Annotated in this window: 12 protein-coding genes; 5 read left to right on the top strand and 7 right to left on the bottom strand. The window is 40.8% G+C overall.

The genetic code is table 11. The features are described from left to right. Nucleotides 1–241: 241 nt before the first annotated feature. Together prfC and G3341_RS02945 are read right to left on the bottom strand one after the other, a co-directional pair. Entirely contained in the window at nt 242–1,831 is a 1,590-nt protein-coding gene (prfC, locus tag G3341_RS02950) for a peptide chain release factor 3 (RefSeq protein WP_163860669.1), read from the bottom strand. A gap of 238 nt (nt 1,832–2,069) precedes the next feature. Next, the gene (locus tag G3341_RS02945) at nt 2,070–3,137 is read right to left on the bottom strand and encodes a tartrate dehydrogenase (RefSeq protein WP_154622166.1); all 1,068 of its coding nucleotides are present in this window, start codon (nt 3,135–3,137) and stop codon (nt 2,070–2,072) included. Between the two features lie 107 nt (nt 3,138–3,244). On the opposite strand from G3341_RS02945, the gene G3341_RS02940 reads away from it, so the two are divergent. Further along, nucleotides 3,245–4,168 (top strand): LysR substrate-binding domain-containing protein, encoded by a 924-nt coding sequence (locus G3341_RS02940; RefSeq protein WP_154622167.1) that lies wholly within the window; start codon nt 3,245–3,247, stop codon nt 4,166–4,168. Nucleotides 4,169–4,193: 25 nt separating this feature from the next. After that, on the top strand, nt 4,194–5,090 hold the full coding sequence (locus G3341_RS02935; RefSeq protein WP_163860668.1) for a helix-turn-helix domain-containing protein: 897 nt from the start codon (nt 4,194–4,196) through the stop codon (nt 5,088–5,090). A 43-nt stretch (nt 5,091–5,133) separates the two neighbouring features. Here G3341_RS02935 and G3341_RS02930 read toward each other — a convergent pair whose 3' ends face one another. From G3341_RS02930 to G3341_RS02920, 3 genes are read right to left on the bottom strand one after another with little or no spacing between them, the layout of a single operon-like run. After that, nucleotides 5,134–6,087, bottom strand: a complete 954-nt coding sequence (locus tag G3341_RS02930) for a PDR/VanB family oxidoreductase (RefSeq protein ID WP_163860667.1) — start codon at nt 6,085–6,087, stop codon at nt 5,134–5,136. Between the two features lie 29 nt (nt 6,088–6,116). Then, the gene (locus G3341_RS02925; RefSeq protein WP_154622170.1) at nt 6,117–7,565 is read right to left on the bottom strand and encodes an NAD-dependent succinate-semialdehyde dehydrogenase; all 1,449 of its coding nucleotides are present in this window, start codon (nt 7,563–7,565) and stop codon (nt 6,117–6,119) included. A 25-nt stretch (nt 7,566–7,590) separates the two neighbouring features. After that, the gene (locus G3341_RS02920; protein WP_163860666.1) at nt 7,591–8,718 is read right to left on the bottom strand and encodes an aromatic ring-hydroxylating oxygenase subunit alpha; all 1,128 of its coding nucleotides are present in this window, start codon (nt 8,716–8,718) and stop codon (nt 7,591–7,593) included. Nucleotides 8,719–9,006: 288 nt separating this feature from the next. Between G3341_RS02920 and G3341_RS02915 the strand changes: the two genes are divergently transcribed. Continuing rightward, nucleotides 9,007–10,575 carry a BCCT family transporter gene (locus G3341_RS02915; protein ID WP_196713777.1) on the top strand — a complete coding sequence of 523 codons (1,569 nt, stop codon included), beginning with the start codon at nt 9,007–9,009 and terminating at the stop codon, nt 10,573–10,575. A 192-nt stretch (nt 10,576–10,767) separates the two neighbouring features. Further along, nucleotides 10,768–11,820 (top strand): hypothetical protein, encoded by a 1,053-nt coding sequence (locus G3341_RS02910; protein ID WP_163860665.1) that lies wholly within the window; start codon nt 10,768–10,770, stop codon nt 11,818–11,820. 69 nt (nt 11,821–11,889) lie between these two features. Here the strand turns inward: G3341_RS02910 and rimI are convergent, their stop codons facing one another. Together rimI and G3341_RS02900 are read right to left on the bottom strand one after the other, a co-directional pair. Next, nucleotides 11,890–12,342: a ribosomal protein S18-alanine N-acetyltransferase gene (gene rimI / locus G3341_RS02905; RefSeq protein ID WP_163860664.1), complete on the bottom strand. Its 453-nt coding sequence runs from the start codon at nt 12,340–12,342 to the stop codon at nt 11,890–11,892. Beyond that, nucleotides 12,311–12,721 (bottom strand): DNA polymerase III subunit psi, encoded by a 411-nt coding sequence (locus tag G3341_RS02900; protein WP_154622774.1) that lies wholly within the window; start codon nt 12,719–12,721, stop codon nt 12,311–12,313. Before G3341_RS02900 ends, rimI begins: the two co-directional genes overlap by 32 nt. Nucleotides 12,722–12,916: 195 nt before the next feature. Between G3341_RS02900 and rsmC the strand changes: the two genes are divergently transcribed. Further along, entirely contained in the window at nt 12,917–13,930 is a 1,014-nt protein-coding gene (gene rsmC / locus G3341_RS02895) for a 16S rRNA (guanine(1207)-N(2))-methyltransferase RsmC (protein ID WP_154622775.1), read from the top strand. Nucleotides 13,931–13,963: the final 33 nt, after the last annotated feature.

Raw genomic sequence — 13,963 nt, 5'->3', positions numbered from 1 at the left:
AAAGCATTATCGTCAAATATGGCAGACAAGCCATTAAATCAATTAACGACACTTATATTACAATTGATAACTATAGACTATGGGAAAAACACCTTTAAATAAAGTAGATAAACGTAAAAGACAGAGCAATCTGCAATATTTAGATAAAAAAACAGGAGAGTATTCGAAAATAGATGCTTAGTTTGGGAAAACCCACTACAAAAAAAGGCATTTTCGTAGTGGGCTGAGCGATTAGGAAAAATTAATGCTCGCGAGTTTTACGGAATTTTACATCTGGGTAGCGTTCGCTGGTCAGATTGAGGTTTACCATTGTGGGTGCGATATAAGAAAGGTTATCGCCGCCATCAAGTGCGAGGTTTTGCTCATTCTTACGCTTAAATTCCTCAAATTTCTTCGCATCATCACACTCGACCCAACGCGCTGTTGATACGTTGACCGCCTCATAGATAGCTTCAACGTTGTATTCGCTTTTTAAGCGTGCAACAACAACGTCAAACTGCAACACACCGACAGCCCCAACGATTAAATCGTTATTGGTTAGCGGACGGAAAACCTGAACAGCACCTTCTTCAGATAGCTGGACTAAGCCTTTTAGCAGCTGTTTTTGCTTTAATGGATCACGCAGACGAATACGACGGAATAATTCAGGTGCAAAGTTTGGAATACCGGTAAATTTCAGATCTTCACCTTGTGTAAAAGTATCACCAATTTGAATCGTTCCATGATTATGCAAACCAATAATGTCACCTGCATAAGCGTTTTCAACATGTGAACGGTCACCCGCCATAAAGGTCAATGCATCCGAAATGACGACATCTTTTTTAATGCGTACCTGACGCAACTTCATGCCTTTTTCATAAGTACCTGAAACAATACGCATGAAAGCCACGCGGTCACGATGTTTTGGATCCATATTCGCCTGAATTTTGAAGACGAAACCTGTAAATTTCTCTTCGGTCGCTTCAACTTTACGCACATCTGTTTGACGAGGCTGAGGGGCTGGTGCCCATTGCACTAAGCCATCAAGCATATGGTCAACACCAAAGTTACCCAATGCAGTACCAAAGAAGACTGGGGTTAACTCACCCTCCAAGAAAGCCTCATGATCAAATTCATGAGAAGCTCCTTTTACCAGCTCTAACTCATCACGTAATTGAGCCGCCAGCTCATCACCGACCACTTTATCTAATTCAGGATTATCTAGCCCTTTAATAATACGGACTTCTTGGATGGTATGGCCCTGACCTGTTTGATATAAGATGGTTTCATCACGTAAGAGGTGATAAACGCCTTTAAATAATTTACCGCAACCAATAGGCCATGTGATTGGACAACACGCGATATTCAGTTCATTTTCAACTTCATCCATCAATTCCATTGGATCGCGAATATCACGGTCAAGTTTATTCATAAAAGTCAGGATAGGCGTATCACGTAGACGCGTCACTTCCATCAATTTACGTGTTCTATCCTCAACCCCTTTACCTGAATCAATGACCATCAAGCAGCAGTCAACCGCCGTCAATGTACGGTAGGTATCTTCAGAGAAGTCTTCATGGCCTGGCGTATCCAGTAAGTTAACTAAACAATCATGATAAGGAAATTGCATCACCGACGTTGTAATCGAAATACCACGTTGCTTTTCCATTTCCATCCAGTCTGACTTGGCGTGTTGGTTTGAGCCACGACCTTTTACCGTCCCTGCACGCTGGATAGCTTGTCCAAACAGTAATACTTTTTCAGTAATGGTGGTTTTACCTGCGTCAGGGTGAGAAATAATTGCAAATGTCCTGCGCGCGTTGACTTCATGTAGAAAATTCTGATCTGCCATTTAACCGTTCTTTTTTGTCTGAATACAGATTTGTACATGCATTAGGAGAGGCAATAGGTGGCTCTTAGCTCAGCAAATCCGTCTTGTTAATCGAAATTGGCGGCTATTTTCTCAGATCTTGGGGTTATAAACAATCAAAGCCTGACATCATCAACCTAGGTTGGCAAATCCCTAGGCTGACGTGAACAGGTGTAAACAAGATAGTGCGATAACGCTCAGCCACATTATAAGGATAAGGCTAATTCGCTAAAATCATTTCAGCGATGGCTTGCCCGAGTTGTTGCGTACTCGCGCTACCGCCCATATCTCGAGTTAAATGGCGACGCTCTTTTATCACTGTTTCCACTGCATGCATGATGGTATCGTGCATGTGTGGGCAGTCCAAATGTTGCATCATCATCGCCGCGGCCCAAATCGTCCCGATAGGATTAGCAATATTTTTACCCGCAATATCCGGCGCTGAGCCATGAACAGGCTCAAACATTGATGGGAACTGTTTTTCAGGGTTAATATTCGCTGAAGGTGCAATAGCAATTGTGCCAGTGCAAGCAGGTCCTAAGTCAGACAAAATATCCCCAAACAAATTGGAACCAACCACCACATCATAAAATTCAGGCATCCTCACCAAATTCGCGGCAAAAATATCAATATGAAACTGATCGACTTTAACGTCAGGATAGTGTTTTGACATCGCAGCGAAACGACTATCCCAATACGGCATGGAGTGAAACAAACCGTTTGACTTAGTCGCTGAGCTTAAATGCTTTTTCTCCCGTGATTGTGCCAGTTCAAAGGCATATTTTAATATCCGGTCAGTGCCTTTACGGGTAAAAATACTTTGCTGGGATACGACTTCATCTTCCGTGCCTTCATATTGAATTCCCCCAATAGCGGAGTATTCGCCTTCCACGTTTTCACGTACCACATAAAAATCGATATCACCCGGTTTTTTACCCGCTAAAGGCGACTGAATTCCTTCAAATAGGCGTACGGGGCGTAAATTAACGTACTGGTTAAATGCGCGGCGAATAGGCAATAACAATCCCCAAAGTGAAATATGGTCAGGCACCCCCGGAAAGCCTACAGCCCCTAGAAAAATAGCATCAAATTTTTTTAATTGCTCTAAACCATCTTCAGGCATCATACGCCCTGTGCGATGATAGGTTTCACAAGACCAGTCGAAATGGGTAAAGTTAAATGAGATTTGATGCTTACTGGCGGCCGCTTCTAATACTTTTAATCCTTCAGGAATAACTTCAGTTCCAATTCCATCCCCAGGAATGACCGCAATATTAAATTGTGACATGGCACGAATCTCCCACAACAGTGATTTTATCAGCGAGTAAGATCACCAGTTTATGAGTTGCTGTGATAAAGTATAGCGTCGAAGTGTAATCTTTGGGTTTACAAACTATGAACAAGCTACCTGCATTGGAAGACATTAAAGTTTTTGTGACCGTCGCTCGGTTGATGAGTTTTTCACGGGCCGCAGAACAACTGCTTGTTTCACCCGCTTATGTCTCTAAACGCATCAAATTACTCGAAGAAAATCTAGGGCACCCTTTATTTCTCCGTGCGGCTCGCTCAATCAATTTAACTCATGAAGGACGCATTGTCCTGAAAAGTGGAGAAATACTCCTACAAGAACTCAATGACATGCACAATGAACTAAAAGCTTGTCGAGAAGAGATCCGCGGTGAATTAAGAGTAAGTTGTAGCACTGGATTTGGTAGCGCCTACCTAAACCCGTTTATTTTGTCATTACGCGCTCACTATCCCTTATTGGGTATCGATCTGACATTAACCGATCGTTCTATTGATATAATTAGTGAAAACATTGACTTGGATATCTGTATTGGCGGCATCATTCCTGAACATTTCATCGCGAAACGTATTGCGAAAAACACACGTATTCTTTGTGCTGCCCCCTCTTATTTAAAAAAATATCGTTGCCCAAATCACCCTCAAGAATTAGAAAAACAACATTTTTGTATTACGATTAAAGAACGCAATCAGGCACCTTCTCAGTGGAAACTACAACATCAAACAGAAAGTATGACAGTAACACCGAATAGTAAGCTGATGGTGAATAATGGTGACGTTGCAAAACAGTGGTGTATTGGTGGTGAAGGCATCTTATTACGCTCTTTATGGAGTGTCTTACCAGAGCTCCAAAATGAACAATTAATCCGTGTACTGCCTCAATGGAGTCAGCCTGCCGACGTGTACGCGGTTTATTCACGAACAGTGCGAAATAACGCCAATTTACGGGTTTTTATTGAAAATTTAGAACAATATTTATCAAAGCATTTACCGAGTCAATTTCAGGATGAATGAATCAATAAAAGGTGGACATGAGCCGATGACAGACACGCAAACATTTGGACAACGTTTGCTGGCCTTATTGAAACAACAAAAAATGAGCCAGTTAAAAGCCGCTGAAACACTAGGTGTTTCTCGGACAGCCGTCAATAAATGGACAAAAGGCGGTATGATTGATGAGAACAACCTTGAAAAATTAGCTCAGTTGCTGAATGTCGATAAAATATGGCTCAAGTATGGTTATGTCAACCACTCACCGGCAGCAAGCCATCCTACAATTGCACGCAATATCAATGAAGTACATCTTCAAGAATCCACCGAAATTGTCACTTGGGAGTGGGACTTACTGACGGGCGAACTCAATTATTCTGATAATGTTGAAGATGTTTATGGCATCAAAATCACCACCAATGATGACTTTTGGGCACTAATGAACCAAGAATCAAAAGATAAACTCGTGAGTGGTTACTCAAAAATTATTCGCGAGGGCGGTGCTCATGAGATGGATTTTAAAATTGCATGGGATGATCAATATCGCTGGATCACATCGCGCGCAACGGGTGTGAAAGGCCCCAATGGTAAAGTCACTAAATTAGTTGGTATTAGTCTTGATAATACCGAACGTAAAAATACTGAACTCAGATTACGTAAAATCAAATGCTATTTTGATGTGCTATTGGCCCACTTTGACCATCTGGTCGTCTTTACGGATAAAGCAGGTGAAATATTAGCCAGTAATCTTGAAAGTCAGAATACGGATATCGATTATTTAGAGCTACAACGCTTACTCTATCAATTAGCCATCAATCACAAATCATGGCTAGAAGGCATCTATCATAAAGGCAGTGATCATATTCATTTTCAAGGAAAACATATCAGCGCCGCTTATCATCTGGATAATGAACAACAACCTTTTCTGATGTTCCAGCTCAAATAATAGAAAACAGCCCCATGTTGGGGCTGCCTAGTCGATAAAAAGCTTATAAATCTAACACTAGCCGTTTAGTTTTAGCGCGAGAAACGCATAACATCATGGTCTTTTGCTGTGCGCGTTCATCATCGTCAAGATAATGGTCCCGATGATCCGCTTCCCCTTCTAAAATAGCCGTTTCGCAAGTCCCACATACACCATTACGGCACATACACTCTACCTGAATGCGTTTATCTGCCTCGATTGCCTGTAAGATTGACGTCCCTTCGTTAATCATCAAGCTAAAACCAGAACGTTGAAAATAAACTTCAAATGCATCACCTTCACTAGCGACTTCACCAAAGTTTTCGAAATGTACTTTAGATTCACCTAAATGCGCATAACCGTGTTCAATGACCGCATTAATCAAGGTTTCAGGCCCACAAACATAAATATGGCTATTCTCAGGCTGTGCTTGTACCAACTGTTCTACTGATAAACGCTTGCCCTGACTGTTATCATAAAGATAAAGACGTTCTCCAATGCGTTGTTGAAGCAGTTCCACAAACGCCGCCGTCTTTTGATCGCGAAAACAGTAATGCAATTCAAAATCCAGTCCCATTTTTTCTAATTCATATAAATAGGATAAAAATGGGGTAATACCAATTCCACCAGCAATTAAGATATGTTTACAGGAACTGTCACCGACCAGTGAGAAATAATTTTCAGCGGGCGATAAATATAGTGAATCCCCCTCAAACAGTTGCTCGTGCATATACGCCGAGCCCCCTTTCGAGTTCTCATCACGCAATACTGAGATACAGTAGTGATGCGGGTTATTAGGATCACTGATTAATGAATAAGCACGCTTTAGCCCCTTTTCTTCATTCATATGTACTGTGATATGGCTTCCCGCACTAAAAGGTTCGAACACGCTATCTTTTGCCGCAAATTCGAACAGCTTAATGGTTGGGGTGAGCTGCTCTATGCGGCTAACCGTCACGGCAATTTTTTGCTGGCTCATCACAATTCCCTCTTTCACTTAATTACTGGCTAAGCAATATCAATACACAAATATTTCACGGTGAGGTAATCCTCAATACCATAGCGAGAACCCTCCTTGCCTAAACCTGACTGCTTAACACCACCAAATGGTGCAACCTCATTCGAGATCATGCCTGTGTTAATCCCAACCATGCCACTTTGTAGCTTTTCAGCGACACGATAGACACGACCAATATCTTTTGAAAAGAAATAAGCAGCCAAGCCATAAATCGTCGCATTCGCTCGACGAATAACTTCATCTTCATCATGAAAACGGATCATGGCAGCAATAGGACCAAAGATTTCCTCATGCACAATATCCATAGAATCATCAACATCCACCAATACTTTCGGGTTAATAAAATGACCTTGTTCGGCAATTTCATTACCTAATGTCAGTTTCCGTGCGCCTTTTGCGATAGCGTCGTCGACTAATGCATGCATGCCTTCAATAGCACGAGATGTAATCATAGGCCCGATATCAGTGCCTTCATCTAGGCCATTACCAACACGTAACTGGCTCACTTTAGCGACAAACTTTGTGAGAAACTGTTCGTAAATCGCATCATGGATATAGAAACGATTCACACAAACACATGTTTGCCCACCATTACGGAACTTAGCCTGTATTGCGCTACTGACAGCTTTATCGATATCAGCATCATCAAACACAATAAACGGCGCATTCCCACCCAATTCTAAGGACGTCTTTTTAATGGTTGATGCACACTGCTCATACAGCTGGCGCCCAACCTGTGTTGAACCGGTAAAAGAGAATTTACTGATTAACGGGTGCCGTGTGAGTAATTCGCCTAAAACACGAGACTCCCCTGTAACAACATTAAAAACACCAGCAGGGATCCCCGCTTGTGCTGCTAATTCAGCGAGGGCTAATGCCGTAAACGGCGTTTCGCTAGCAGGCTTGATAAGCATGCTACACCCCGCAGCCAGTGCAGGCGCAGCTTTACGCGTGATCATCGCCGCAGGAAAGTTCCACGGAGTGATAGCACTACACACACCAATAGGCTGCTTGATAGTTAAAATTCGATTGCTCGTGACCGTTTGTGGGATCGTCTCGCCATAAACTCGTTTCCCCTCCTCGGCAAACCATTCTATAAATGAAGCCGCATAGCGAATTTCACCTTTCGCCTCATTGAAAGGTTTACCCTGCTCTAAAGTCATCAGCAAACCTAAATCATCAACGTTAGCTTCTATTAAAGTAAACCAACGATGTAGAATAATAGAACGCTGTTTTGCTGTAAGTTTACTCCAACTGAGCATCCCTTCATGGGCTTGAATGATCGCATCATTGACCTGTTCAACCGAAAGGCTGGGAATAGTTCCCAGCACAGACTGATCTACAGGGTTTGTGACCGTTAGCGTTTTAGCGCTATCTACCCACTGACCATTGATATAGCAGGACTGACGGAACAAAGCGGGATTACTTAACCTATTCATGTATTATTCCCCTGATCGGCCTGCTTTACTCAGTATGCGCAGTCGCAATTAACTTATGGAAGTGCGCGACGCCGTGTTCACTGATGCCACTACGCTGCCTATCTGCCATAATCCGGCCTTGTCCGCGATAACCACGAGAACGTAATCCTTTTTGTACGCTTTCAACTAAACGCAAATCTTCCGGACGGAAAACGGTGCGATACCATTCAATTAAATTTTTCTGATATTCCGTCAGCTCTTCATTTAAGAAATAAATATCATAATGTTGTAAGGTTTCACCCGCATTGGCTGGGAATTCATAAATAACGGTCATGAAATCGCCACCTGGAGGCATATTGAACATGGTGCTTGGCCAAATCCAAAACCCGAAGAAACGCGGATTAACGACCGATTCATCGAACTGATAAGAAGACTCAGAAGGCTTAGCTTTACCAATTTGTACAGTCCAGTTCTCATTCAATTGGTGTTCGTACACATTGACGTCAACAGAACTGGCGAAACTCACATGGTTCGTAGGGCAGTGATAACACTCAATATAGTTATCAACAATCGTTTTCCAGTTAGCAGGTGTATGACTGACAAAACGAGCAGCTAACTTGAGATCACGGATCACTGAACAGGCTTCTTCCATTTTCTCCGCTAACCCAAGTAATTGCTCCTCGATGGGTTGAGGTTCACCTTCAGTCAAGTTGATATAAATAAAACCTGCATGCTCAACAACATGGAAGCTACTTAATGTCATTGCATCTGCATCAAAATTATTAACATTCTCGCAGTTTGTTGCATGAGCCAACTGGCCATCTAATTTGAATGCCCAAGCGTGATAAGGGCAAGTGATCACATTCTTCATTTTACCGCTTTCACCACTGATCAATTGGTGACCGCGGTGTGGGCATACATTATAGAAGCCACGCAAAACATCATCACGCCCACGAACAATAACAAGACTTTCGCCAATCAACTGACGAGTGATGTAGGCATTTTTCTCTTTGACTTCACTACAATGAGCGACACACACCCAAGAGTTAGCAAAGATATTTTCTTTTTCGAATTCAAATACGTCATCGGAAGTGTAATAACGTGCAGGGATAGTCCATGCATTATCAATATCAAGGTGATCATTAATCGAAATGACTTTTTTTGCATTGCTCATAACTACCTCACTTATGTAAACTTATAGTTAACATTATTTTTTGAGGATGTTAATCCAGATCTCAATAATGATCAAACAAAATATTACATCTCTCCTCGAATAATTTTATTAACCATTTAAAATCAACAAGATAATAAAATCACTCTCAAATATATTGTTAACGTTAGGTTAATTAATTGTTGACCTCACAATGTTTTCATGGATATTCTCTGTAAACCGACAGTAGCATTCCCTGCAACCAACTCTCATTAAAAGACATAAAAAGAAGTGAGCAACTGGAGAAAAGGTATGATGAATAATAAGAAATCTGTATTTTACGTATCGCTCGCCTTTAGCCTGCTATTAATCAGCATAGGCGCGTTTATACCTGACAAACTCGAAGCATTTTCAAATTCCTCTCTGGGTTTTATCTATAACAACTTAGGTTGGTTTATACTCGGAGCCGTCTTTATCTTTTTTAGCTTTTGTATGTACCTTGGTTTTTCAAAGTTTGGTCATATTCGTCTCGGTGATGATAATGACCGCCCTGAATACCGTACGGCAACATGGATAGGCATGCTATTCAGTGCTTCAATAGGTATCAGTCTCGTATTTTGGGGAGTGGCAGAACCCGTTTCCTACTATATAAATCCACCTATTGGAACAGGCTATACTGAACAAGCGGCGAAAACCGCCATGCAATATGTCTATCTACACTGGGGAGTTTCTGCTTGGGCGTGCTATGCATTAGTCGGTGTGTCATTAGCTTTTTTTCAATTTAGGAAAAAACTACCTTCATCTCTTAGCTCTGTTTTCTATCCGCTTATCGGCGACAAAGTCAAAGGATCTATCGGTAAATGGGTCGATGTCATTGTTGTGTTGTCGATCGTGATTGGGATTGCAACCTCACTAGGCTTTGGCACACTGCAAGTTAACAGCGGAATGAATTACTTGTGGGGAATGCCTGTCAGTATCTGGATACAGATCGCGATCATTGCAGTGGTCACCGTTATTTATATCACGTCAACAATTTCAGGTTTACAAGGTGCCATCAAACACCTATCGAACCTGAATATGTTGTTAGCTTTCGCATTGATGGGATTTATTTTATTTGCCGGCCCAACACAAACCATCTTAAAAGTACTGTTCCAAGGTATTGGTGACTACGCACAAAATTTCGTCAGTATGTCATTTCGCACAGAGCCTTATAATGATGGTACGTGGATCGCTAACTGGACTCTGTTTTACTTTGGTTGGTGGATTGCATGGGCACCATTAGTGGGTAGCTTCGTTGCGCGTATTTCTAAAGGCCGCACAATTAAAGAATTTATGATTGGTGCAGTATTCATTCCGGTCCTTGGCTCATTTGCTTGGTTTGCCGTTATGGGAGGATCAGCAATCCATTTGATCCAAAATATGGGGCAAAAAGCGTTAGCAGAGGCAGTAAAAACGGATGTGACTTCGGCCTTCTTCAAGTTTTTAGATTACTTTCCTGCGAGTACTTTCCTGTGCATACTGGCAATGGTTTTAGTCATGGTGTTTTTTATTACTTCAGCAAACTCAGCGGTTTTTGTTCTGGGTATGGTGAGTGAAAATGGAAACCCAAACCCAACTCATATCACCAAAACAATTTGGGGAGTGATTATTGCAGCTATCGCGATTGTGCTGATCATTACAGGTGGTCTATCCGGCTTACAATCGGCATTAGTGGCTACAGCCATTCCACTTTCAATATTAATGCTCATCATGTGCTATTCAACTTACAAAGGGCTTAATGAGGAAATCAAAATAGCAAAAGCAGAAAAAAAATACCGTAAAAAGAATAAAATCATACTCAATCAACCTATTTTACCGACCCCTGAAAAGTTATCAGAATAATATTTCTCATCAGAGAACAAAAAACCACAATGTTAATGTTGTGGTTTTTTTTTATTATTAATCACTAATACATTAAGCGCTCGCAAAAAATCATTATTTTTTTATTATTTCCTAATTAATGATTTGGATAGTCTTCGTTATCAATAAGATCTCTATTGACTTATTAAAATTAATTATAGGAATAATAAGATCATGCCAGAAAATAATCGCCTTAATCGCATCGTTCTCAAAGCAGAAATAGCCAATTTCTTACATGATAAATCCTGCCAACTCGCGCTAAATGGCGGTCCTCAAGCAAAAGGCAGCCAAGGCGCAGCGGAAGAAATTGCGGTTCAATTATTACCATTATTCAGTGGGCAAGATAAAAAATTAATTAATGATTATATTGATGAAAAAATTCCTTACTTAGTTTTCGAGGGATTAATTCATACTAACATGGATGGAAGCCCAATAACTATTCCAGATAAATTGGCATTTCCAACGCTTCAAGAATTAGAAACCGATATCGAAATTTTAAAATTAGCCTCACAACAACAGATTATTTTAGCGCTCCTTAATGAAACAACCTTTGCGTATGACAAAGAGAACGTCGGAAATATTATTAGAATCGTCGCTAATTTTTATGGTGGCGGTACCGAAAAATTACAGAATGAAGATCCTGATACCAGTTCACATTCTGGTAAGGCCATTGTACCTCATACAGAAGACCCTTATTATTCTGCAATCAAAGTTGTTGATGGGCACTCTCCATCCCCATCGACTCTTGTACTCACCGCTCGATGGAATCCTTTATATGAAACGACAAAAGTGATCTCTATTGAGCGCGCTCTCACCCTGCTGTCATTAGAAGAAATTATCGCATTAACGACTAATAGCTTTGATTTCCGTCCAGCAAAAACAGCCGGTGAAGGCAAGAGCTTAGGTGGTAAACAGGTTCCCATACTCGAACTCAACAAGGATGGAAAATTGAATATGAACTTTAATCCGGAGCGTTTTTCCGTTAACCCATCCGCCTCAGCATTTATTAAAGATACCTACATTAAATTTAATCATATTACCGAAAAGCTCGCGTTTGATGCTGTCGATCTACAGCCATCCAGAATGATTGTTATCAATAATAAAATAAGCCTACACTCTAGAGATATCGTTAAAGATAACCGCAGGACATTAGTAAGAATTTTTGGCTACAGAAAAGGAACTGAATACAATATGGTGAGCCAAGACCCACTGATTGTGAAAAGCTAATATTAGTGATTGTTTACCACGACCTCCATTAGGCCGTGGTTTTATTGAATAAGTCAGCTTTCTTCTAAATTATTCGTCATTAAACAGAGTTAAAGCCAAAATTAATGCGTCTTCGCGTCCTTGTTTTGCAGGATAATAATCTTTACGCACCGTAACTTGATGAAAGCCTAATTTATCATATAGGCGCAATGCAGCTGCATTGGACTCTCGAACTTCAAGCCATAATGTCAAAATACCTTTATCAACTAAATCGGTGATCAGTTGTTCCATCAAAAGACGTCCATAACCTTTCCCTTGATAATCAGGATGAATAGCAATATTAAACAGTGTTGCCTCATCTAGGATACACTGTGTTATTGCAAAACCAACAACCTGATTATTAACGGAAATTTTTATGTTATGATATTTTTCACCTTGGTTGCCATAAAAAACACGTTCAGTCCAAGGAAAATCATGACTTAACTTCTCAATTAAGAACGCAGTAGCAAGATCAGACTGCTTTAGTGCTGAAATTTTCGTCATACTGGTAAATCTGCTCCCATAGTGCCCGTTTAGCGCTATTGCTGGTTGCCAGCTCATCTAATACAGGAGAAATAAAGGTTGTTTTTAACCCTTCTGGATGAGATTGGCTGCCTAATACCCAACAATTTATTGTTATTGGTGTTGGAAGCATCGCCAATTGCTCCGAATTAATACAAACCACATCTGTTGGATACACTTTCATCGCTAAAAAAATATCTTTTAACAGTAGGCTGTTTAAATCGAGGTTCTCATCAGTAATAATAATAAGCTTAGTCGAATCTGGAATTCTTACACCACGTTCACCGCGTAATACAGCAGGGTTTCTCACTACCCATTGAGTGATACCCATTTGATTTAAAAGCTTGTCACGTCGTGCCATTAATTTTATTCCAGTCGCTATATTAACAATCACATCTTATCAAAGCGGATTAATAGCGCCAACATAGCAATGCTATTTCCCCATTTTCTGATAAAGTGTGCGCAAAATAATTCAGTTTATATACCATTTGCATTGCAGCTAGGCGTCAACAACGCGACGGCTCGACGTATGAAGAGTATTTAGGAGATAAAAAGTATGTCACTACTGACACCGGCTAGCGAAGTTATCCAACGCCACCTTGAACATTTTACTGATCGACACGTGATTTTAGCCGGTGATATTCAAGATGAATTTGCTGCAACCTTAGAAGCCGCGAGTGTACGAGTTCTCACTAACCAATATCATCACTGGCAAAACCTAAGTCGCTTAATGGGTGAAAATGCACAATTTGCTGCTATTGCCGATGCGGATTTTATCCAACCTTGTAATACCTTAATTTACTTTTGGCCTAAAAACAAACAAGAAGCCTGTTTTCAACTCGATGATTTATGTACTCACCTCGCAGTGGGCAGTCAGATTTTTATCGTCGGGGAAAATCGTAGTGGCGTAAAAAGTGCCGAATCTATTATGGAAGGTATTGCAACATTACAAAAAATTGACTCGGCAAGACGCTGTGGACTTTATTATGGTGAATTAGAGCACCCAACACACTTTGACATTGCACGTTGGTGGCGTCGCTATGAAGTCGAAGAAGTACAAATTCACGCTTTACCTGGTGTATTCAGCCATAATGAATTAGATATTGGTAGTGACTTACTCCTTTCGACACTTAATGAACCGATTACCGGTAACCTTCTCGATCTCGCTTGTGGTAATGGCGTATTAGCTGCTGTAGTGGGTACTCACAACCCAGATGTTACACTGACCCTAAGTGATGTTAGCGCCGCGGCTATTCGTTCTTCTATTGCAACACTGCAAGCGAATCAACTGAAGGGGAAAGTGATTGCAAGTGACGCTTACTCTGATATTCATGATAAATTTGATTGGATAATCTCCAATCCACCATTCCATGATGGCTTAAATACCAACTATAGCGCGGCTGAAAATATCATTTACCAAGCGCCAAAATACCTAAAGAAAGGGGGGCGTTTCCGTATTGTTGCTAATGCCTTTTTACCTTATCCAGATATGTTAGATAAGGCTTTTGGTAGCCATGAGGTTTTGGCAAAAACAGGAAAATTTAAAGTTTACCAAGCGATTAAACGTTAATTACATTAAGCTTTTTTACATTACGGCCAATCA

The sequence above is a fragment of the Providencia vermicola genome (genome assembly GCF_010748935.1).
Lineage (GTDB): Bacteria > Pseudomonadota > Gammaproteobacteria > Enterobacterales > Enterobacteriaceae > Providencia > Providencia zhejiangensis.
The sequence above is the reverse complement of the archived record's forward strand: the minus strand, read 5'-3'. Positions and strand labels throughout refer to the sequence as shown.